Annotated in this window: 17 protein-coding genes; 9 read left to right on the top strand and 8 right to left on the bottom strand. The window is 41.4% G+C overall.

Annotation, left to right across the window (positions count from 1 at the left end):
* Positions 1 to 43 precede the first annotated feature (43 nt).
* Together B1202_RS08345 and B1202_RS08340 are read right to left on the bottom strand one after the other, a co-directional pair.
* Positions 44 to 2,176 (bottom strand): 3-hydroxyacyl-CoA dehydrogenase NAD-binding domain-containing protein, encoded by a 2,133-nt coding sequence (locus B1202_RS08345; protein ID WP_078190096.1) that lies wholly within the window; start codon positions 2,174 to 2,176, stop codon positions 44 to 46.
* Positions 2,177 to 2,498: 322 nt separating this feature from the next.
* Positions 2,499 to 3,704, bottom strand: coding sequence for an acetyl-CoA C-acetyltransferase (locus B1202_RS08340; protein ID WP_078190095.1), 1,206 nt, complete (start codon positions 3,702 to 3,704; stop codon positions 2,499 to 2,501).
* 16 nt (positions 3,705 to 3,720) lie between these two features.
* Here B1202_RS08340 and B1202_RS16595 point away from each other — a divergent pair, with 16 nt between their 5' ends.
* Entirely contained in the window at positions 3,721 to 4,185 is a 465-nt protein-coding gene (locus B1202_RS16595) for a hypothetical protein (RefSeq protein ID WP_228145142.1), read from the top strand.
* 50 nt (positions 4,186 to 4,235) lie between these two features.
* Here B1202_RS16595 and B1202_RS08330 read toward each other — a convergent pair whose 3' ends face one another.
* Entirely contained in the window at positions 4,236 to 5,246 is a 1,011-nt protein-coding gene (locus B1202_RS08330) for an AraC family transcriptional regulator (RefSeq protein ID WP_078190094.1), read from the bottom strand.
* 210 nt (positions 5,247 to 5,456) lie between these two features.
* Between B1202_RS08330 and B1202_RS08325 the strand changes: the two genes are divergently transcribed.
* The 5 genes from B1202_RS08325 to B1202_RS08305 all read left to right on the top strand — a co-directional run bounded on the left by B1202_RS08325 (position 5,457) and on the right by B1202_RS08305 (position 12,997).
* A complete protein-coding gene (locus B1202_RS08325; protein ID WP_078190093.1) occupies positions 5,457 to 6,578 on the top strand; it encodes a CaiB/BaiF CoA transferase family protein in 1,122 nt (373 codons plus the stop codon).
* Positions 6,579 to 6,743: 165 nt separating this feature from the next.
* Positions 6,744 to 8,033, top strand: a complete 1,290-nt coding sequence (locus B1202_RS08320; RefSeq protein ID WP_078190092.1) for a carbohydrate porin — start codon at positions 6,744 to 6,746, stop codon at positions 8,031 to 8,033.
* 171 nt (positions 8,034 to 8,204) lie between these two features.
* The gene (locus B1202_RS08315) at positions 8,205 to 10,610 is read left to right on the top strand and encodes a glucose/quinate/shikimate family membrane-bound PQQ-dependent dehydrogenase (RefSeq protein WP_078190091.1); all 2,406 of its coding nucleotides are present in this window, start codon (positions 8,205 to 8,207) and stop codon (positions 10,608 to 10,610) included.
* 265 nt (positions 10,611 to 10,875) lie between these two features.
* A complete protein-coding gene (locus tag B1202_RS08310) occupies positions 10,876 to 12,519 on the top strand; it encodes a nitrite/sulfite reductase (protein ID WP_078190090.1) in 1,644 nt (547 codons plus the stop codon).
* Positions 12,512 to 12,997: a DUF934 domain-containing protein gene (locus B1202_RS08305; RefSeq protein ID WP_078190089.1), complete on the top strand. Its 486-nt coding sequence runs from the start codon at positions 12,512 to 12,514 to the stop codon at positions 12,995 to 12,997. The genes B1202_RS08310 and B1202_RS08305 overlap by 8 nt, the downstream gene beginning before the upstream one ends.
* A 70-nt stretch (positions 12,998 to 13,067) precedes the next feature.
* Here the strand turns inward: B1202_RS08305 and B1202_RS08300 are convergent, their stop codons facing one another.
* The 3 genes from B1202_RS08300 to B1202_RS08290 all read right to left on the bottom strand — a co-directional run bounded on the left by B1202_RS08300 (position 13,068) and on the right by B1202_RS08290 (position 15,535).
* Entirely contained in the window at positions 13,068 to 13,517 is a 450-nt protein-coding gene (locus B1202_RS08300) for a VOC family protein (RefSeq protein WP_078190088.1), read from the bottom strand.
* A gap of 207 nt (positions 13,518 to 13,724) precedes the next feature.
* The gene (locus B1202_RS08295; RefSeq protein WP_078190087.1) at positions 13,725 to 14,900 is read right to left on the bottom strand and encodes a thiolase family protein; all 1,176 of its coding nucleotides are present in this window, start codon (positions 14,898 to 14,900) and stop codon (positions 13,725 to 13,727) included.
* 113 nt (positions 14,901 to 15,013) lie between these two features.
* Complete coding sequence (locus B1202_RS08290) at positions 15,014 to 15,535, bottom strand: GspH/FimT family pseudopilin (RefSeq protein ID WP_078190086.1); 522 nt, start codon at positions 15,533 to 15,535, stop codon at positions 15,014 to 15,016.
* A gap of 378 nt (positions 15,536 to 15,913) precedes the next feature.
* Between B1202_RS08290 and omp38 the strand changes: the two genes are divergently transcribed.
* Together omp38 and B1202_RS08280 are read left to right on the top strand one after the other, a co-directional pair.
* Entirely contained in the window at positions 15,914 to 16,963 is a 1,050-nt protein-coding gene (gene omp38 / locus B1202_RS08285) for an outer membrane protein Omp38 (RefSeq protein WP_078190085.1), read from the top strand.
* A gap of 428 nt (positions 16,964 to 17,391) precedes the next feature.
* Positions 17,392 to 19,569, top strand: coding sequence for a TonB-dependent receptor (locus B1202_RS08280; protein ID WP_078190140.1), 2,178 nt, complete (start codon positions 17,392 to 17,394; stop codon positions 19,567 to 19,569).
* A 65-nt stretch (positions 19,570 to 19,634) separates the two neighbouring features.
* On the opposite strand, the gene B1202_RS08275 is transcribed toward B1202_RS08280, so the two are convergent.
* Both B1202_RS08275 and B1202_RS08270 read right to left on the bottom strand, forming a co-directional pair.
* Complete coding sequence (locus B1202_RS08275; RefSeq protein WP_078190139.1) at positions 19,635 to 20,699, bottom strand: SDR family oxidoreductase; 1,065 nt, start codon at positions 20,697 to 20,699, stop codon at positions 19,635 to 19,637.
* Positions 20,700 to 20,932: 233 nt separating this feature from the next.
* Positions 20,933 to 21,304 (bottom strand): rod shape-determining protein, encoded by a 372-nt coding sequence (locus tag B1202_RS08270; RefSeq protein ID WP_078190084.1) that lies wholly within the window; start codon positions 21,302 to 21,304, stop codon positions 20,933 to 20,935.
* Positions 21,305 to 21,738: 434 nt separating this feature from the next.
* Here B1202_RS08270 and rlmF point away from each other — a divergent pair, with 434 nt between their 5' ends.
* A complete protein-coding gene (gene rlmF, locus B1202_RS08265) occupies positions 21,739 to 22,713 on the top strand; it encodes a 23S rRNA (adenine(1618)-N(6))-methyltransferase RlmF (protein ID WP_078190083.1) in 975 nt (324 codons plus the stop codon).
* Positions 22,714 to 22,829: the final 116 nt, after the last annotated feature.

The raw sequence follows: 22,829 nt of genomic DNA, 5'->3' as shown, positions 1-22,829 counted from the left end.
TGATGTGATTGAACAGCAAAATTTGCATGCTCAAAATGAATAATTAAATCTTCTCAGCTTTCGCCACTTTGTCTTTCAGCAATTGCGGTGCTTTGAAGCGTTCGCCATATTTTGCTTCTAGTGTATTGGCACGCAATAGCGCTTTTTCCAAACCATATTGATTTAAAAATTGAAGTGCACCACCTGTCCAAGGGGCAAAACCAATCCCGAAGATTGAACCGACATTGCCATCGACAGTCGATTCCAAAACACCTTCTTCTAGGCAGCGTAAGGTATCGAGTGACTGTACAAACAGGAAGCGGTCAATCATTTCCTGTTCAGAAATAGCATTATCTTTCTGCCATTTGCTCAAGCCATCCCAGAGATGCTTTTTACCGCCTTCAGGGTATTCATAAAAACCTGCGCCGGCAGCTTTACCTTTACGTCCGAACTCATGAATCATCGTTTGAATAACGTCATCCGCACCTGAGCGAGGTAAGTCTTTGCCTTCAGCTTGTAGTGCTTTACGGGTCTCAGTTGCAACATGCTCAGAGAGTATTAAAGACACTTCATCTTGAATCGCCAATGGGCCTACAGGCATGCCGGCTTTCAGCGCTGCCATTTCAATACGCGCAGGGTGTACGCCTTCAGACAGCAGACGCAAACCTTCTTGTACAAAGGTGCCAAAGACACGGCTGGTAAAGAAACCTCGGCTGTCATTCACCACAATTGGCGTTTTGCCAATTTGCTGCACAAAGTCAAAGGCTTTAGCCAAAGTTTCAGCCGACGTGTTTTTACCTTTAATAATTTCGACCAATTGCATTTTGTCGACAGGGCTAAAGAAATGCAGCCCGATAAATTTTGCTTGATCTTGAGATGCATTCGCCAAGCCTGAAATCGGCAAGGTTGAGGTATTGGATGCAAAAATACCACTCTCTGCCAGATAGGCTTCTGCTTCTCGCGTCACTTTGGCTTTGAGTTCGACATTTTCAAACACCGCTTCAATGATCAAGTCACAGCCTTGTAGATCGGCAGCATCTGCAGTGGCATGAATCAGTCCTAAAACTTGATCACGTTTTTCTGCACTTAAACGGCCTTGAGCTACTTTTTTATCCAGCAGTTTTTGGCTATAGGCTTTGCCTTTTTCAGCAGCTTCTACAGAAACATCTTTGAGTACAACTGCAATGCCTTTTGATGCTGTGGCATAAGCAATGCCTGCGCCCATCATACCTGCACCCAAAATACCAACTTTGGTGGCTTGCCATTTCGCGACGTCTTTTGGACGGCTTGCACCAGATTTAATAGCGTTGAGACCATGCCAGAAGGTGCCGATCATATTTTTAGAAATTTGACCGGTTGCAAGGTAAGTAAAGTAACGTGATTCAATGGTGAGCGCCGTATCAACATCGACTTGAGCACCTTCAACCGCAGCCGACATAATGGCTTCGGGTGCAGGGTAACAGCCCTTGGTTTTGTCACGCAGCATAGCAGGGGCAATGGCGAGCATTTGCGCCACAGTTGGAGTCGATGGTGTGCCGCCCGGAATTTTATAGCCTTTTACATCATAGGGCTGCTGTGATTTTGGATTGGCTTTGACCCACGCAATGGCTTTGTCCATCAATTCTTCAAGGCTATCTGCAGTGTCTTGAATCAGCCCCAATGATTTGGCTTTTTCGACACCAATTTGTTTGCCTTCCATTAAGAGTGGAAATGCATTTTGCAGACCCAATAAACGTACCATACGGACAATACCGCCACCGCCCGGCAGTAAGCCTAAGGTCACTTCAGGTAAGCCAAACTTCGCCTTAGCATTATTAAGTGCGATTCGATAATGACAGCCAAGAGCTAACTCCCAGCCGCCGCCAAGCGCTGTGCCATTTAAAGCAGCCACAACTGGAATGCCGCGGGTTTCGATATAACGCAGTTTGGCTTTCATCTCTTCAATCATATTGAAGAATTCAGTCGCATGTTCAGGTGTCGCTTGAATCAGTTCGTCTAAGTCACCGCCGGCAAAGAAAGTTTTTTTGTTCGAACGGAAAATAATCCCTGCGATGTTTCCGTCAGCTTGCAGTTTGTCTACTGTTTCAGCCAGTGCAGCACGGAAATCTGCATTCATGGTGTTGGCAGATTGGTTTGGAGAATCTAAAGTTAAAATGACGATATTGTCGGCATTTTTTTCAAATTGAATTGCGCTCATAAATTTTATCCAAATATTTTTTATGACGTTGTTAGTGACTTTTGAGATTTAAATTATTCATAGTCACTACGGAGTCTTTCCAAATTTATTTTTTACGGTTATTTCATTTCAGCTAAAGCAGTGCTTTAGCTTCATTCAGGTTCGACCTACTTTTGTTTTGGCAAAATGAGGAGCGATGCTCCGCAAGAAAACCATTTGTCATCCACAAAACCTGTCAAATAATGTCTTTTTTCTAAAAAATCGCAGAAACATTGTTTTCAAGTTTTGCTCAGGTTGTGGATGACACATACCAAGTATCAGATGTGGTGTACGGTTAGGTTAATTAAACCAACTCAATAATCGTTGCGATGCCCATACCGCCGCCTACGCACAAAGTCGCTAAACCGCGCTTTTTACCTTGGCGTTCCAATTCATCCATCAGGGTGCCTAAAATCATGGCGCCTGTTGCACCCAGCGGATGTCCTAATGCAATTGCTCCGCCATTCACATTGACTTTGGCAGGGTCGACCTTGAGTTCGGTAATAAAACGCATCACCACAGCTGCAAAGGCTTCATTCACTTCAAACAGATCAATATCATCAATGCTTAAGCCAGCTTTGGCTAAGGCTTTACGTGCAGCAGGTGCAGGGCCAGTCAGCATAATGGTCGGGTCTGCGCCCACTAATGCAGTTGCGAGCACTTTGGCACGCGGTTTTAGGCCTTGTTCTTTGACTGCTTTTTCCGAGGCAAGTAATACTACGGCAGCACCATCGACGATGCCCGATGAGTTACCTGCATGGTGTACATGGTTGACTGCACCCACTTCAGGATATTTTTGTAAGGCGATGGCGTCAAAGCCCATTTGCCCCATCATGGCAAAACTTGGGTTGAGCTTGCCTAAGCCTTCTGCTGTGGTCGTTGGTTTAATAAATTCATCTTTGGCTAAAACAGTGACGCCAGCTTTGTCTTTAACTGGAACGACAGATTGGTCAAAATAACCATTGGCTTGCGCTGCGGCTGCTTTTTGCTGAGAGTTGGCTGCAAAGGCATCCACATCTGCTCGGCTATAACCGTCAATGGTGGCAATTAAATCTGCCCCAATGCCTTGTGGTATAAAATCACAGGCCATATTGGTTTCAGGGTCGAGCGCCCAAGGGCCGCCATCTGAGCCCATTGGCACACGAGACATCGACTCTACACCGCCAGCCACCACAAGGTCTTCCCAGCCAGAGCGGACCTTTTGCGCTGCCATATTCACGGCTTCTAAACCTGATGCACAAAAACGGTTGATCTGGACGCCTGCTACATCATTGTCCCAACCTGCTGCAATGGCTGCGGTTTTGGCAATGTCCGCGCCTTGGTCACCAATGGGGGTTACACAGCCCAGTACAATGTCATCGACTGCAGCGGTGTCAAACTGATGGCGGTTTTGCAATTCGTTCAATAAACCGGTCAGCAGGCTGATCGGTTTGACTTGGTGCAGTGAACCGTCTTTTTTCCCTTTTCCGCGCGGTGTGCGGATGGCATCAATGATGTAAGCCTCGCTCATAATCCTGTCCCTATCTATGATGTATAAATTTTTTATTGGTTTTTTGAGTGTACGGATTAATCAATCCAGTGCAATGATGAGAACGGGCGAGTCGTTTGATATTTTTGGTCAACGCTTGCTGCTGAATAAGATAAAAATCAACCTGCATATTGAAAGCGAGGATCGGCTAAGATCAGTTGCTATCGATTCAGTACAAATTGAAGATCTGCTTATGCATAAAAATGTGAAGCGAGTGTTGAAAGGTCTGGCTTGGCTTGTTTTTGCAGGCTGCTTAGGTTTTGTATGTATGATCGGTTTTTATATTTACATGATCTATGGCATTCATCCTTCAGATGAAGGGACTGGCGGTTTAGCTTGTGAGTATGATCGAAATGATCATGTGACCAAGGCAGAAATGTATCGGATACGGGATGGCAAACGAGTGATCACGCCTGTCGATCCATTGCTTTGTCAAAAACAACGCGCAGATTTTCCGAAATAAAAAAACCTGATCGAGATCAGGTTTTAGAGAATGCTAGTTTTGAATGATGCTTAGTGATAACCATGTAATTGGCGGTATAGGCCTGGTGTTACACCGGTCCACTTTTTAAATGCACGGTGGAACGTACTGGTTTCACTGAAGCCAACTTGCTGTGCAACATCTTCAAGCGTTAAGTCTGGATTAAGCAATAAGTGAATTGCAGCATCACGACGTAAGGCATCTTTCACACCTTGGTAGCTCTTACCTTCAGCAGCTAAACGACGACGAAGTGTTTGCGGCGATAGATACAGCATTGAGGCAACATCGTTCAAGGTTGGCATTTCTTCACCAATTTGACTCTTCAGCACATCACGGATACGAGATGTTAATGAATTGGTATTTTTAAATTTAACCAATAACTGTGCAGGAGCTGCTTTTAAGAATTCTTCAAGCGTTTCTTCGTTTTGACGAATGGGTAAATCTAAATAATCCGCTGCAAATGTAATTTCAGTTCGTGGTGTATCAAACTGCATTACAGGTGCAAAAAACAAGGCATCATATTCGTCAGCATGTTCAGGACGTTCATAACCGAAGTGTACGCGTTCTAAAGGCAGACGACGTTCAATCAACCAAGAAGCGAGACCATGCCAAATCATCAGCATACTTTCTGTAATGAAATGGTCTGGGTCCATAGATTTTGGAATTTGAGGAACTAAACGTGCTTCATGTTTATCACGTTCTAGTGTCACCGACCATTCATCACCAAACAGTTTGTAGAACTGCGAAGACAATTCAAGTGCATCACCGAGGGTTTTTGCATGAATAATCAATTGGCACATAATGGCAAAAGTACCCAAGCGGCGCGGTTGAATATCAAAACCGACATGTTCGTCTTGGGTCACCATCCACAACATTTTAATAAAACGTGTGTATTGTTCAGGTGAAATACGGGCTTTGGGTTGGCGTAGAAGTTCAGCCTCAATGCCAACATGAGACAATAAAGTTTCGACATCCATGCCGAGACGTTTCACACCAGTTAAGGCTGCGTTGACGAAATGGATACTGATCGTATCACGACTCATGTTTAATCCTTCAGTCTCTTTAATGTTCACAAATGTTTGACCTAAATGACGCTAAAAAAAGAAATCATGGCAATTTACAACAGCGGTTTTGCCATTTTTACATGGTAAATTGCCGAAACTATCAAGGTAAATGGCTGAACATGACATTGTTTTAATCATTTTATATTTCTACCATGGATAAAAAATCTACACAATTAGAGAAAAATATCCATGGAAGCAGCTTTAAAAGGATTGAAAGTACTCGACTTTTCGACATTACTCCCAGGGCCATTTGCGACCTTGTATTTGGCTGACATGGGTGCGGAAGTTGTGCATATTGAGTCACCGACGCGTCCCGATCTGGTTCGTTTGATGCCACCTTATGCCAATGGGCAAGCCACAGCGCATAGTTATTTAAATCGCAATAAACAATCCATCGCATTGGATTTAAAAGACCCGAAAAGCATTGAACTGATCAAAGCCAAAATTTCAGACTTTGATATTGTGGTAGAACAATTTCGTCCAGGTGTCATGCAACGCTTGGGTTTGGATTATGCAGACTTGGCCGAAATTAATCCGCGACTGATTTATTGCTCGATTACGGGTTATGGCCAAACCGGACATTACAAAGACCGCGCAGGGCATGACATCAATTACTTGGCTTTATCGGGCATTTCAGGTCATAGCGGACGCCAAGATAGTGGCCCGCCACCGATGGGGATTCAAATCGCCGATGTGGCAGGCGGATCAATGCATGCAATTACAGGCATCTTAGCTGCGGTGATTGAGCGTTACCGTAGCGGTTTAGGACAATATATTGATATTTCCATGACCGATTGTGCTGTCGCATTGAACAATATGGCAGCAGCTGGCGTATTGGCTGCCAATGCGGTAACTGCGGCAGAGACGGCACATCTGAATGGCGGCAGTTTCTATGACTATTATCGAACGCAAGATGGTCGTTATCTGTCTATAGGTGGTCTAGAGCCGCAGTTTTTACATGGATTGGCGCAAATTCTAGATTTACCCGCTTTAGCGACTCAAGGCATGTCATTTGAACCGCAAGATCAGACTGAAATTAAGCATGCTATTGCCAGCAAGATACTGACCAAAACATGGGCAGAGTGGAAAATGATCTTTGCCTCTCAAGATGTGTGTGTGGAACCAGTTTTAAGTTTGGATGAAGCCCTAAATTCACAATTGGCTCAAGAACGGGATTGGTGTGTTGAAGTTCCGCTACAAGAAGGCGACACAATGACACAAACTCAACTGGCATGCCCGATTAAATTTTCTAGATCAGCATTGATTTATACCCATGTGGGTAAAACTTTAGGTGCGGATAATTGGTTATGAATGGTATGAAAAAAGGTTATAAGTTAAACAATAAAACCTTTAAAATCTCTTAATTAGATAAATATCTATGTAAATATTGAGTGTTGTTAACAAAAAAATAAATAAATTATACAAATGTGAGAGTATTATATGAACTATTAACACAATTGGTATATAGGTCTCCAAATGAAAATAGCTGTGAGTAAACTTGGATCTTTATATCTTAGCCTCGGAATAATGCTTGCGGGTTCAGCAACCCAAGCGGCAACTGCTGCAGAAGCTTTCAGTTCTGAAAGCCCATGGATGTTCGGTGATTGGAACGGGCAACGAACAGCTCTCCAACAGAAAGGTTACGATTTTAGTTTTAGTTATGGTGGCGAATTAGCCACTTTGTTAGATGCAAAGCATGCTTCTGGTCATGGCACTGAATATGCGGACCAATTCGCGATCGGGGCACATCTCGATTTAGAAAAAATTGCGGGTTGGAAAGATACCGAAGCACAAATCAATATCACTGAACGTAATGGTCGTTCATTGTCTCAAACTTCAGATGCATTAAATGGTCATTTAAGTGCAACACAAGAAGTGTGGGGTCGTGGTCAAACTTGGCGTTTGACTGATTTTTGGATCAAGAAAAAATTCTTAGACCAAAAATTAGATATTAAAGTCGGTCGTTTTGGTGAAGGTGAAGATTTCAACAGCTTTGACTGTGACTTTCAAAACTTAGCACTTTGTGGTTCACAAGTGGGTAACTGGGTCGGTGACCAATGGTACAACTGGCCAGTCAGCCAATGGGCTGCTCGCGTGAAATATAACATACAGCCTGAACTCTATGCACAAGTCGGGGTTTATGAATACAACCCTGAAAATCTAAAACGTGGTAAAGGTTGGAACTTGAGTACCGATGGTTCTAAAGGTGCGATTATTCCTGCTGAAGTAGTGTGGACGCCAAAAGTAGGGACACAAAAGCTTCCGGGTGAATACCGTGCAGGTTACTACTACAGTACCGCTGATGCCGATGTCATTGATAGCCCCGTAAATGAAAAAGATCACCATCAAGGTGGTTGGATTGTGGCGAAACAACAACTGACAGCACACAAAGACGATGCCTCACGTGGTTTAAGCGGTTTTGTGAATGTTACTGTGCATGACTCAGACACCAACAATGTGAGTGATATGCAAAACATTGGCTTGGTATACAAAGGCGCATTCGATGCACGTCCTCAGGATGAAATCGCGATTGGCTTAGGTCGTATCAGCATTAATGATGATGTGAATGACGCCAATATTGCCAATAACAGCGTTGATGCACGCGGTCTACAAAGTGAAGAGTATGACGCAGAGATTTACTACGGTATTCATGCGGCAAACTGGCTGACTATTCGTCCTAATATTCAATATATCCGTCACGTCGGTGCTTACAAAAATGGTGAGAATGCGTGGGTTGGCGGTATCAAATTTCAAACAGCATTTTAATTGATGTCCAATTAGAGTTCTTATAAAAGCAATTCGGTAATTCTGAGAAGAATTACGACATTTCCCCCTTGAATTGTTTTTGTAACAACTTCTCTTTGCGACATAAAAACGGTGGTGCGTTGAACGTGTTTCACGCACCAAATACAACATTCGACAATAGAGGTGGTCAACATGAGCAACCCATCTACTGGAACTGGGATGCGAACATTTACCGTCGTTGTGATGGCAATTTTCGCTTTAGTTCTATTGATTGGTGGTATCTGGCTGGCAGTCCTTGGCGGTTCTTGGTACTACATAATCGCCGGCCTGTTAATGCTGGCTTCAGCAATATACTTAAGAAAAACTCAAAACAGTTCTTTATACATTTATGCAGCGTTGATGCTGGGTACAGTGATTTGGGGACTTTGGGAAGCAGGTTCTGACTTTTGGGCACTTGCACCGCGTTTTGATATTTTAGGCTTATTGGGCCTTTGGTTACTGATTCCTGCCGTGACACGCGGTATGGAAAATGGCAAAACTGCGAAAATTGCATTATCAGGCACACTGGTGATTGCGATTATCGTCATGATCTATTCAATTTTTAATGATCCGCAAGAAATTAACGGTGAAATTAAAAATGCACAACCTCAAGCAGCCAAAGCGATTGAGGGCATTGCTCCTGAAGATTGGCCTGCCTATGGTCGTACACAAGGTGGTGTACGTTATTCTCCACTGGCTCAAATCAATAGCGACAACGTTAAAGATTTAGAAGTGGCGTGGACTTTCCGTACAGGTGAATTACCAACAGAAAATGACTCAGGTGAAACCACAAACCAAGTCACTCCGATTAAAGTCGGCAATGACATGTTTATGTGTACAACTCACCAACGTTTAATTGCACTTGATCCTGCGACAGGTAAACAAAAATGGGCATTCGATCCGAAACTTAAAGCGGACAATACCTATCAACATTTAACATGTCGTGGTGTGTCTTATTTTGACGCAGCAAATACCACTCAGTTTGCAAAAAGCTTAGAGAACAAACGCTCGACTTCAACTGAATGTCCGCGCAAAGTGATCTTGCCTGTAAATGATGGTCGTTTGGTTGCAGTCAATGTTGACACAGGTAAAGCATGTAGCGACTTTGGTCATAACGGCGAAGTCGATCTACAAAAAGATATGCCTTATCCGTATCCGGGCGGTTATATCCCAACTTCACCTCCAGTGATTACTGGTACAACCATTGTGATTGGTGGTTCAACTACCGATAACTTCTCGACTAAAGAGCCATCTGGTGTCATCCGTGGTTATGATGTCAATACTGGTGAATTATTGTGGATCTTTGATACGGGTGCGCAAGACCCGAATGCTATGCCTGGCGAAGGAAAAACCTTCTCTGTTGCGTCTCCAAACGCATGGGCACCTTTAGCATATGATGAAAAATTAGATATCGTCTATGTTCCAACAGGTGTGGGTACTCCGGATATCTTCGGTGGTCACCGTACGCCTTTAGATGAACGCTATGCAAACTCAATGCTTGCGATCAATGCATCGACTGGTAAATTGATCTGGAACTTCCAAACCACACATCATGATTTGTGGGATATGGATGTACCATCACAACCTTCATTGGCAGATATCAAAGATAAATCAGGTAATACTGTTCCTGCGATCTATGTCTTAACCAAAACAGGTAATGCATTCGTCCTTGACCGTCGTACAGGTAAAGCGATTGTACCAATCACTGAAAAAGCGGTTCCACAAACTGTAAAACGTGGTCCACAAACTAAAGGTGAGCATTATTCTGCAACTCAACCGTTCTCTGATTTTGATTTAGCACCAAAAGATAAATTGACTGATAAACAAATGTGGGGTGCCACTATGTTTGACCAGTTGATGTGTCGTGTGTATTTCAAATCATTAAACTACGACGGTATTTATACACCACCTTCTGAAAATGGCACATTGGTATTCCCAGGTAACCTAGGGGTATTTGAATGGGGTGGTATGTCGGTGAACCAAGACCGTCAAGTTGCTGTGATGAACCCAATTGGCTTGCCATTTGTCACTAAGTTGATTCCTACAGATCCAAACCGTGAGCAAACTGCGAAAGGTGCGGGTACTGAACAAGGCGTGCAACCGATGTATGGCGTACCTTATGGTGTGGAAATCAAAGCATTCTTGTCACCACTTGGCTTACCTTGTAAACAACCTTCATGGGGCTTTACTGCAGGTGTAGATTTAAATACACATGAAGTGGTCTGGAAAAAACGTATTGGTACAATTCGTGATAGTTTACCGAAATTGTTCCAATTACCTGCTGTGAAAATTGGTGTACCGGGTCTTGGTGGATCAATCTCGACTGCTGGTAATGTCATGTTTGTAGGCGCAACACAAGATAACTATATCCGTGCAATCAATGTAACGAATGGTGATACTTTGTGGGAAGGTCGTCTACCAGCAGGTGGTCAAGCGACTCCAATGACTTATGAAGCAAATGGTAAACAATATGTTGTGATCATGGCTGGTGGTCATGGTTCATTTGGTACAAAACTTGGTGATTACCTTGTTGCGTATGCTTTACCAGATAAAAAATAAGTGATTTTACATCGCTAAATAAAAAGCCCGATTTATCGGGCTTTTTATTGGCTGAAATTCTTAATGTAAATTTATGCTAAGTAATGGAAAAATAATTCAATATATTAATAAATAAAAGGTAAATCACCGAAATCCGCTATATCAGTGAAATTACGACAGTCTTATCAATAAAATCGCTATTAAATATGTAAAAAACGCATTTTCTTGATAGATGAAATCTCGTTATGCTGTGCATTGTTATAATAGAAATTACTAGCTGTACGCCATGTATTTATATACTGATTTTGACCAGCAACTGGTTAATGAACGTGTTGCACAGTTCCGTGATCAAACGGAACGTTATTTAGCAGGTAAATTGACGGAAGATGAATACCGTCCACTGCGTCTTCAAAACGGCCTTTATGTACAACGTTATGCACCGATGCTACGTATTGCAGTACCTTATGGCCTGATGAATTCTAAACAATTACGTAAAATTGCGTCATTGGCTCAAGACTATGACCGTGGTTATGCGCACGTATCTACTCGTCAAAACATTCAGTTTAACTGGCCTGCACTAGAAAATGTGCCTGACATGTTACAAGAGCTTGCATCTGTTCAAATGCATGCGATTCAAACTTCGGGTAACTGTATTCGTAACACCACCACTGACCAATATGCAGGTGTGGTTGCAGGTGAAATTGCTGACCCACGCCCAACGTGTGAATTGATTCGTCAATGGTCAACTTTCCACCCAGAATTCGCTTTCTTGCCACGTAAGTTCAAAATTGCAGTTTCAGCACTGGAAGAAACTGATCGTGCGGCAACGTCTTTCCATGATATCGGTGTGTATATCGTGAAAAATGAAGCAGGCGAGATTGGCTATAAAATCAAAGTTGGTGGTGGCTTAGGCCGTACCCCAGTGATTGGTAGCTTTATTCGTGACTTCTTGCCACGTGAAGATTTGATTGCTTATTTAGAAGCGGTACTTCGTGTATACAACTTACACGGTCGTCGTGATAACAAATATAAAGCGCGTATCAAAATTTTGGTGAAAGCATTAACACCAGAAGTATTTGCAGAGAAAGTGGAAGCTGAATTTGCACATACCATCAAAACTTTAAAAATTGATGCTGATACCTTGGCGAAAATGGATGAGAACTTCACACCATTTGATTACCAAGATTATGCGGATGAAGATTTTGCAGAGCAATTTGCCGCAGAGCCGAAATTTAAACAATGGTTCAACATCAACACCAATGCACATAAAGTCAAAGGTTACCGCATCGTTACGATTTCTCTGAAACGTGCGGGTATTGCACCGGGCGATATGACGGTTGAAGAAATGAACCTGATTGCTGACTTGGCTGATAAATATACCTTTGGTGAGTTCCGTACCACACATGAGCAAAATATTGCGCTTGTGGATGTACCGCAAAAAGATTTGTTTGATCTATGGAAGATCCTTGATCAACACAATCTTGCACGTGCGCATATTGGGTTCTTAACCGACATCATTTGCTGCCCAGGCGGTGATTTCTGTTCATTAGCGAACGCGAAATCGATTCCAATTTCTGAAGCGATCTCTCGTCGTTTTGATGATTTAGACACCATTTACAATTTGGGTAAATTGGATCTGAACATCTCTGGCTGTATGAATGCGTGTGGTCACCACCATGTGGGTAACATCGGTATTTTAGGTGTAGACAAAAAGGGTGCTGAGTTCTATCAAATCACTTTGGGTGGTAATGCCGACCATGATGCATCAATTGGTGACATCTTAGGCCCATCATTTGCAGCCGAAGTTGTACCAGACATCATCGAAGAAATCTTAAATACTTATCTAGACCTTCGTGCAGAAGGCGAAGAGTTTATTGATACTTACCGCCGTGTTGGCATCCAACCATTTAAGGAGCGTGCATATGCTTAATACAGCACTACAAGTCCTCTCTAAAGATGGCTCGATTGCAGACAATACTTACCAAGTCATTGGTGAAGATGGAGTGTTGCCACAAGGTGACGTGGTTCTAACGGTTGAACAGTTAGATCAACTTGCGAATGTGTCTGGTAAAAAAGCACTTTTCGTAACGGTGGAGGCTTCACCTGAAACCAATGAATTCCCGCTTGACCAGTTAGATGCCATTTTCATCGAATTTGCCGGTTTTAATGATGGTCGTGGCTATTCATTTGCTGCATTGTTACGTCGCCAAGGTTTCCAAGGCGAACTACGTGCGACAGGTGATGTATTCAAAGACGTGTTGAACTACATGAAGCGTTCAGGTTTTGATACATTTGTGGTGAAAGAAGGTAAAGATATTGCTGAAGCTGCTGCTGGCTTAGGTGATTTTACCAATCCATACCAAGCTTCAACTGCTGTGCCGCAAGCACATTATCAAACAGGTGCTTAAGTACCTTGATGGATTAAAAAAGCCTCCATTCGGAGGCTTTTTTATTGATCGAAATACTTTTAATGAGTGATTATTCGTTTTCAAGCTGGCAATTGACCATCCATTTAATACCGAACTGATCGGTAAATGCGCCATACAACGCGCCCCAGAACGTCTTTTCGAGAGGCATTTCTATAGAGCCGCCTTTGGACAATGCATCAAACAGTCGTTTGGCTTCAGCTTGTTCACTACTGTCTAAATTAATCGAAATATAGTGATTGCTGCCTACGGTAAAAGGTTGGTTGGTTTGTGCACAAAATTGTTCGTTGACATCTGAGGCCATCAGCACGGTAAATTCATTGATTGGCAAGGAAATATGCATAATCTTTTGCTGTTCTGCATCAGACAGTGAAATGCCTTCCTCAGCAGGCATATCACCATAACGCATCACATTGAGGAACTCTCCACCAAATACAGAACGATAAAAATTAAAGGCTACCTCGGTATTGCCTTGAAAATTCAAGTAGTGATTGAGCTGCATAATGGTCATCCATTTTTTATTATGTTGACATTTATTTTAAGAGCCTTTGCTGAGCTGTATGTGAACAATTTATGTCTAAAATGTAAGCATAAAAAATCCCTCTTACAGAGGGGTTTTCAGTCTCCCTCCTTTATTAAAGGAGGGATTAGGGGAGGGTTAAAGAATATTCCCTCTAAATCGCCCTTTGTGAAGGGAGTCTACAGAGCATTAAAGCAATTCAATCGCCACAGCAGTTGCTTCACCACCACCAATACACAGCGCTGCAATACCACGCTTACCACCTGTACGTTTTAATGCATGGATCAGCGTTAAAATAATGCGTGAACCTGTAGAACCAACTGGATGTCCAAGCGCACAAGCACCACCGTTGATATTTACTTTTTCAGCATCTAATTTAAATTCATCAATAGGGCACATCGTGACCATAGCAAAGGCTTCATTGATTTCCCATAAATCTACGTCAGCAACATTCCAACCCGATTTATCTAGAACTTTTTGAATTGCGCCCACAGGTGCAATGGTAAATTCTGAAGGATGCTGTGAATTTGATGCATAAGCCACAATTTTCGCGAGCGGATTTAAACCTTTTGCTGAAGCTTGTTCAGTTGAAGTTAAAACTAAAGCAGATGCACCATCAGAAATAGAACTGGCATTGGCAGCGGTAATGGTTCCATCTTTAGCAAAAGCAGGGCGCAGTGTTGGAATTTTTTCGATATTAGCGTTAAAAGGCTGTTCGTCTTTATCGATAATCACATCACCTTTACGACTCGAAACAGTGACAGGCACGATTTCGTCAGCAAAATAACCCTCAGTAATTGCAGTTTGTGCACGTTTAAGCGAGCGAATGGCGAAGTCATCCATTTGTTCACGTGTATAGCCTTTGGTATTTGCCATATCCTGCGCAAAAGACCCCATGAGTCGGCCCGTTTCTGCATCTTCTAGGCCATCTAAGAACATATGATCTTTAACGTCACCGTGGCCCATACGGTAGCCAGCTCGTGCTCTGGTCAAAACATAAGGGGCATTGGTCATAGACTCCATACCACCTGCAACCACGACTTGAGCCGAACCTGCTTTAATCATATCTGCCGCTTGCATCACGGCCTTCATCCCTGAACCACATAGCTTATTGATGGTTACGGCACCAGTTGAATCTGGAAGACCAGCCTGACGCATCGCTTGACGGGCAGGACCTTGTTTCAGGCCAGCTGGGAGCACACAGCCCATAATGACTTCTTCAACATCTGTCGGTTGTAAACCCGCGCGTTCGATGGCTGCTTTAATTGTGACTGCGCCTAATTCAGGTGCAGTGATAGCGGCTAAACTTCCTTGAAAACCACCCATTGCTGTACGGGCACCATTCACGATGACGATATCAGTCATTACATATCTCCATTTTCTTATACATTAATTTTTGAATACGTCAGCAGTATAAGTAAAATTGAACAGGAATAAAGCAAATTTAAAAGGCTGCTTTGGACTCACCGGTTCTCAAATTAGCAAGTGGCTGGGTTTTCAAATCGGATATGTCCCATTCGACTTAAGACTGCTCGGATCGGTTGAAGCGTTGATTTCGAACAGTAGTAGAAACTGCCATTTGAACCATTGGGTAAACCTGAGCTGGCCTGAAAGGTTAGACTTGGAATGTGTAGAGTCCCACGCCAAGAGAGGTCCCCATATTTTAAGTTAAGTTTGTCTTGTAGTAATATTTTTTCATTTGCGTCGACTTGACGGTTTTTATTACTGTCAATAAATATAATCAGACCACTGTTCCAGTTGTTAGGTTGGCAAAGTTTAAAGTCAATACTAGGACAAATCACAATATTGGAATGATAAATAGTGGCCTGAGCCCGTGCGAATGCATTGTGATTCTGAATAGTTAATTTGACGTTATTCGCTTCGCGCTGCGCCATTAAATTGTTGAAATGTGGTAAAGCTATCGTCACGATAATGACCATAATCGCAATTGAGACTAAAAGTTCAAATAAAGTAAAGCCGGTTTCTTTGTTGTAAGGCATTGATTTAATCCAAAAATTAATATTATTTTTATATATTTAGTGTTATATGTGTTTTTAATCGCGATATTAATTTTGAGTATAGAATTTTATTACTCAATTTTAGATAAAGCTGTTAAAATGAAAATAGCAAGTGACAATAGGCGATTCACTGCTCAAAATTGAGTAAAAATTTACCGAATTACAACGGAAATTGTAAGTAATTTTGTCAATAATTTACTTGATTAGATTAATCAAGCACTTGGAAAAAGAATAAAGTGTTTGTATGATTCAGCGTGAATAGCTTAAAAAAAAAACTGGGGTATAAGAAAGCCTATCTCAGGATAGCCAATTTTTCGGCTTGAGCTTGAACAACAATTGTTATCTCTGGAGGATAAATCCATGAAAATGAGTCGTATTGCATTAGCAATGCTCGTAGCTGCTCCTTTAGCAGCTGCAAACGCAGGCGTAACTGTTACTCCATTAATGCTTGGTTACACTTTCCAAGATTCTGAACACAACAACAGCCGTGGCAACCTTACTGAAGGTCCAGAGCTACAAGACGACTTGTTTGTTGGTGCAGCACTTGGTGTTGAATTAACTCCATGGTTAGGTTTCGAAGCTGAATACAACCAAGTTAAAGGCGATGTGGATACTGATTGGGGTGAGTACAAACAAACTCAAATCAACGGTAACTTCTATGCTACTTCTGATTTGATCACTAAAAACTATGACAGCAAAGTTAAGCCATATGTATTGTTAGGTGCTGGTCACTACAAATACAAATTTGACGAAGCTGCTGCTCGTGGTTTAGGTGCTGACCGTGGTACTACTGAAGAAGGTACTTTGGGTAATGCTGGTCTAGGTGCTTTCTGGCGCTTAAACGATGCTTTATCTCTACGTACTGAAGCTCGTGCTACTTACAACATCGATGAAGATTTCTGGAACTACACAGCTTTAGCTGGTCTTAACGTAGTTCTTGGCGGTCACTTGAAACCTGCTGCTCCTGTAGTTGAAGTTGCTCCTGTAACTCCAGTTGCTCCAGTTGCTCCAGCTCCTCAAGAGTTGACTGAAGATCTTAACATGGAACTTCGTGTGTTCTTTGATACAAACAAATCAAACATCAAAGATCAATACAAACCTGAAATCGCTAAAGTAGCTGAAAAATTAGGCGAATACCCTAATGCTACAGCTAACATCGAAGGTCACACAGATAACACTGGTCCACGTGCTCTAAACGAACGTTTATCACTAGCTCGTGCTAACTCTGTTAAATCTTCACTTGTTAACGAATACAACGTTGACCCAGCTCGTTTATCTACTCAAGGTTTCGCGTGGGATCAACCGATCGCTGACAACAACACTAAAGAAGGCCGTGCTATGAACCGTCGCGTATTCGCTACGATTTCTGGTAGCCGTACTGTAGTGGCTCAACCTGGTCAAGCTCAATAATTTGAGTTTAACTTCGGTTAGAAAAAAGCGGCTCTTTTGAGTCGCTTTTTTATTAAAAATTTAAAAAAGAGACTTAAATTTGGCTAAATGGCACTAACGCAAAAGCGTTGTTTACTTTTAAATAATCGTTGGATGTAAATGGATATATCTATTCAAAGGCAATAAAGCATGTAAAAATTCAAATTATTTGTATATTAATTAATCATTTGTTTGCCTTATTGCTTTAATTGAACATACACAGTTTGTGTTTTTAATTTTTATAAAAATAATTAAAAACAAATATTTACATTTGTCTTATCTACATTTTATAAAAAATTAATATTTATATTTCTCATTAAAAAAATATAATCATCGGGATTCATGATGCAGTTAAGAATTATTCTAAATATAATAATGATTCTTATTCAAATAAAACTAATCTTGAAATGATGTATAATTTTGCAAAAACACACTTAGTACGTTCTATAACTTTGGTGCTGCTCGGTGTTGGAGGGGCAACATCTGCGTTTGCAGCGGATACAACGGTACTTGAGACGATTGAGGTTGAGGTGCCTGCAGAAAAGCAACTTGCAAATGGTAAGTTGAAAGCCAATACAGACCTTGGTGCTTTGGGAAATAAAAAAATTGTTGATACGCCATTTAGCGTTGCTGCATATAGTGAAAAGTTAATTGAAGAACAGCAAGCGACCACCGTGGGTGAAGTGCTGAGAAATGATGCGAGTGTTCGTATCACAACAAACCAAGGCCATTTAAACGAAAACTTTAATATTCGTGGCTTTGATGTCAATCATGATGATATTGCATTGAATGGTATGTATGGTATGGCCCCTTATGGGCGTGTACCGACTGAATTTTTAGATTCTGTAACGGTTTTAAAAGGTCCGAATGCATTGGTTGCAGGTATGTCGCCTGCAGGTGGAGTGGGTGGTGTTGTCATTGCCAAAACTAAGCGTGCAGATCAGCAGAAGACCCAAGTTTCAGCATCCATGGAAGACGGTGGCTTTTATCAATCAGGCTTTGATGTTTCACGTCGCTTCGGTGCTGAAAAAGAGTTTGGCTTACGTGTGAATGGGGCTTATGGTCAAGGTGAGCACATCATAGAAGGCATGGATGATAAACATGCTTCAGGTGCAATTGCTGCTGATTATACAACAGATAAATTGAAACTGAATTTTGATGCGTATGCTGTACGTGATGACCGTAATGGTGGTTCGCCTGCGATGGTGGCATTTGGTGTCAAAGATGCACATGGCCATACCTATAATGGCGTGCTTGCTGCACCTAAAGGCGATACCAATTATTTTAAAAATTTGGAAGGCCATACTGATAGTGAGTTTGTAGGCTTAAGTGGTGAATATGCATTTACACCTGACTTAAATGTTTATGCAGGTGTAGGACATATTGACAAGGCGTATAGTGGGCATATTTTTGGTACGCGTCTTGTTGTCGGCCAAGCAGATGGTCATGCCACATCTCAATACTATCGTACGGGGTCATCTGAGTCGATTACATCTGCAAATACAGGTATTCAATATAAGTTTAATACGGGTGCTGTAAAACATGCTGTAAATGTTCGAGCTGATTATTTGACCAAAGAAACAGATCAGCATGTTGCGGCAACACAAGAGAAAATTAATTCAACTAATTTGTATGATCCTGATACGACTGTAGGGATGCCTTCTGCGTACCCAGTGGTTAAACCGAATTTAGATAATAAATATACTAGCTATACGGTATCTGATCAGATTTCAATGATGGATGATAAGTTGCAATTTATTGTTGGTGCACGTTATCAAGATATCGATACTAAGAATTTACAGAAAAAAACAGGCTATCAAGACGATAAAATTTCCCCAAGCTTAGGTGTTGTGGTTAAACCTTTTGGTGAGAATCTTTCTATTTATGCCAACTATGTTGAAGGTCTTTCTGAAGGTGTAACGGTGAATAATGTTGCAGATGCCAACAATAATGTCACCTTTGCGCCATTCCAAACCAAACAATATGAATTGGGTGCTAAATATCAAACAGGTAGTTGGTTAAATACATTTGCACTATATCAAATTGAAAAACCATCGACGATGTCGTCTGATTATTCTGACGGAATTGCAGGCAGTGGCGTCAATCAAATTACAACAGATGATGCAGAAACACGTTCACGTGGTATAGAGTGGGCATTTTCAGGTGAAATCTATCAAGGGTTGAGTCTGATGGGCAGCATGGCTTATATCGATGCCGAATATATCAAAGCTGGAACAAAAAATGGTGTAAATAATCAAGGTAATACGGTGTATGGTATTCCTGACTTTACCGCAACACTCGGCTTAGATTATGCAGTGCCGTATGTGGATGGTTTGAATGTCAATGCACGTGCAAACTACGTGAGTGAACAGTACTTAAATGAAACCAATACACTTAAACTGCCAGACTATACAATTTTAGATCTTGGTGCGCGCTATAAAACTCAGTTAGGTGGTGTGAACACAACGTTCTTAGCTAATATTGATAATGTGACTGATGAAAAATATTGGGAAGGTACATTTAACTCAGGCTATGCCTTAGTGGGTGGCCCACGTACCTATAAAGTTGGTGTGACTATTGATTTCTAAGTTAGATTAGTTTTTTTAATATAAAAAGCCACCTATTCAAGGTGGCTTTTTTGTTGATGAGTGATTCACGGAATATATTGCTTCACAACACCGTCATTGAGGAGTTGTTGGAAATGCTCAACCACACTGTTTTGAATATCACGGTATTCGATCCCTAATTCTTTCTTGCTCTTAGCTGCATTAAAGTAAATTGGGTAGCCCATATTGAGTTCAACAAATTTACGAGGGAAGCCGGCAAGAGGGCCAAATGCCTTAAAGGCAAACTTCGGTAAGGTATTGCGCGGAAATGGAAATTTATTCCCAAAATGTGCGCGCAATAATTTGCCCATATCTAATAGGCTTAATGTACCACCACTAATTATATAACGTCCGCTCGCTGAGGGATTGAGAGCTGCTTGTACGTGCGCATCGGCAACATCGCGAACATCGACGATACCATTCCACATTGGTGGAACACCGGCCAAAGTCATACCATTGGCAAACTGTTGTAGCACTTCAACGCTTCCTGACTGTGTTGACGCAGTTAAAGATGGCCCCATGACCAATGCTGGATTGACACAGACCAGATCCCAACGGTTTTGTGCTTTTTGCATTTCCCACGCTTTGCGCTCAGCCATCACTTTTGAATATGGATAAGGCTGATGGGTTTCTGAACTGGAGGTATTCCAATGCGATTCATCAAATTCATTATGCTCGGTCTGTAGAATATCAATGGCATCACCATAGGTTGATGCGATGCTTGAAGTCACGACAACACGTTTTACTGACTCAGTTTTATTGACACTGTTGAGCACATTTTCAGTGCCTAAAATAGCTGGCTCGATAATATCTTTTATTGCGTCTTTATAATTGGTGACGACAAATGGAGATGCCATGTGGATCACAATGTCACAACCTTGCATGGCTGAATCAAATGCACCCTCATCCAATAAATTGGCTTGAAACAGTTTTAAAGCGCCAGTTGTTTCAGCTGCGATTTTTTCGAGATGTGCAAATCCTGATGTTTTATTGAGATCACGAACTGTGGCATGCACTGTATGACCTAATTCAAGTAAGTTCTTAATGACCCAACTGGCAATATAGCCTGTCGCGCCTGTGACGAGTATCTGTCTTGTTGTCTTGCTATTCATATTCTTCAACTTTAATTGACGCATTTTTTTATCATATTGAGAATATTTGGTTTTGTCTTTGATTGATTTGAAAAAATATATGTTGATGATTGGATTTAATGAGCTCTGAATTAAACAGAAAAAATGACAAAGAGTCATATCTAACTTGTGAGCTTTAATTTAAAGCCTAGATCAGAGTTATAGGCTTCTTCATTTCGTATAGTAGCCATTATGTTAAATGGGGCTTTTAAAAATTATTCTTCAATAGAATTTCCATCAAGGTCATATAGCTTTACTTCTCTTGCACCAGTATTAAAAAATAACTCCTTAAAAGCTCGTATTTCAATCTTAGTTAAACTACCTTGTATCGGCTCCATTATTTGGACAATCGTAATAGGAGCTGTAAATTTGAAAAAAGATAAACCGTTAGAATGGTGTCTCATTAAAGCTTTTAATGTTGTTGTAGCGCTTTCAAAATCTGCCAAAATCATTCTTGGGTGATCATAAGGTGATTTAGGAATTTCAGTTGCTTTGACTATGCCATTCTCTGCCATCAAACTTATACGGTTTTTATAAAAATGTACCCATATTGCTTTAGGATATTTTTTTAAATCGTCTCTTATCATTTTAGTTCTTAACTTGGATGTTCATTTAATTATAAATATATATTTTTTTTAATTTCAATTGGATAATTCTTAATTTATTCTAAAATTAACATAATACACGTTATACGGAATGTAAGTTTTTATTTCATATAAATCATCGTCTTATGTTGGTATAGAAAGCCCGATCACCACCGATTGGGCTTTTTTTGTTGATTCTTCATGTTTCATGATTGTTATTTAATTAATGTTTCACGGTTTTGTTTAATGATATAGCAAACAAAAATGTCCAGATTAAATAAGAATAGATGTCCAAGTCGTTATTGATTTGCAGATAGACAAATAAAAGGTTTTGGGAGAAATTGAGAGTTAAATTCACGTACAATATTGACTAATTTGCAGGTATAGATCCTGCCTTATCAGATGATTCTGTTCTCCCGTTGAATATTGGCATACACATGGCGCAAGCAAAGAAATCTTTTCCGCAGCAAAAATCGGAATTACATGCACGAAATCTGCATCGCAGTCGTTACGATTTTCCTCAGTTAATCAAGAGCTGTCCGGAACTTACGCCTTTTGTCAGCCCAAATAAATATAACGATTTATCGTTAGATTTTTCTGATCCAAACGCTGTGAAAATGCTCAATAAAGCGTTGCTCAAGCATTTTTATGGCATTCAATATTGGGATATTCCCAAAGATTATCTTTGCCCGCCTATTCCGGGCAGGGCTGACTATATTCACTATTTGGCTGACTTGTTGAGTGCCAACAACAAAGGGCAGATTCCAACAGGACACCCCGTTCAAGTCTTAGATATTGGGGTGGGCGCGAACTGTATTTATCCGATCATTGGTCATCGGAGCTATGGCTGGAAATTTGTCGGCTCAGACATACATGCTGCATCGGTTAAAAGTGCTCAATTTATTGTGGAGGCAAATCCGAATCTGCGTAAAGGCATTCAGATTCGATTGCAGAAAGCAGCGAGCCATATTTTCAATGGTGTGATTAAACCTTCAGATCGTTTTGATTTGACCATGTGTAATCCGCCATTTCATGCCTCGCAAGATGAGGCAAACGCGACAGCCACTCAAAAGTTAAGAAAACTAGGCAAGCCGGTTGATCGGACAAAGGTGGTGTTAAACTTTGGCGGTCAAAAAAACGAACTCTGGTGTGATGGCGGCGAAGAGCGATTTGTCTGCCAAATGGTGCAAGAGAGCATTCAGTTTGCTGAGCAATGCCTTTGGTTTAGTACGCTGGTTTCCAAGAAAACAACATTGCCTGTGCTCTTAAAAGCCATAGCGAAGAGCGGTGCAGTGGATGTAAAAACGATTAAAATGACGCAGGGACAAAAAGAAAGCCGTTTTGTCGCTTGGACTTTTTTAGATTCAAAGCAGCAGCAAGCATGGAAGAATGCGCGCTGGACTTCAGCTTAAGTCGGTCTTCTTTGGAAATTTGGGTCATCAGTGCACTATTCCATGAATAGAGGAGAGGCAGTGCAAGTATGGCGTCTTGGATCAATCTGGCGATATTTTTGCTAAACAAGACGCAT

It is taken from the genome of Acinetobacter amyesii, assembly GCF_002018365.1.
Lineage (GTDB): Bacteria > Pseudomonadota > Gammaproteobacteria > Pseudomonadales > Moraxellaceae > Acinetobacter > Acinetobacter amyesii.
The sequence above is the reverse complement of the archived record's forward strand: the minus strand, read 5'-3'. Positions and strand labels throughout refer to the sequence as shown.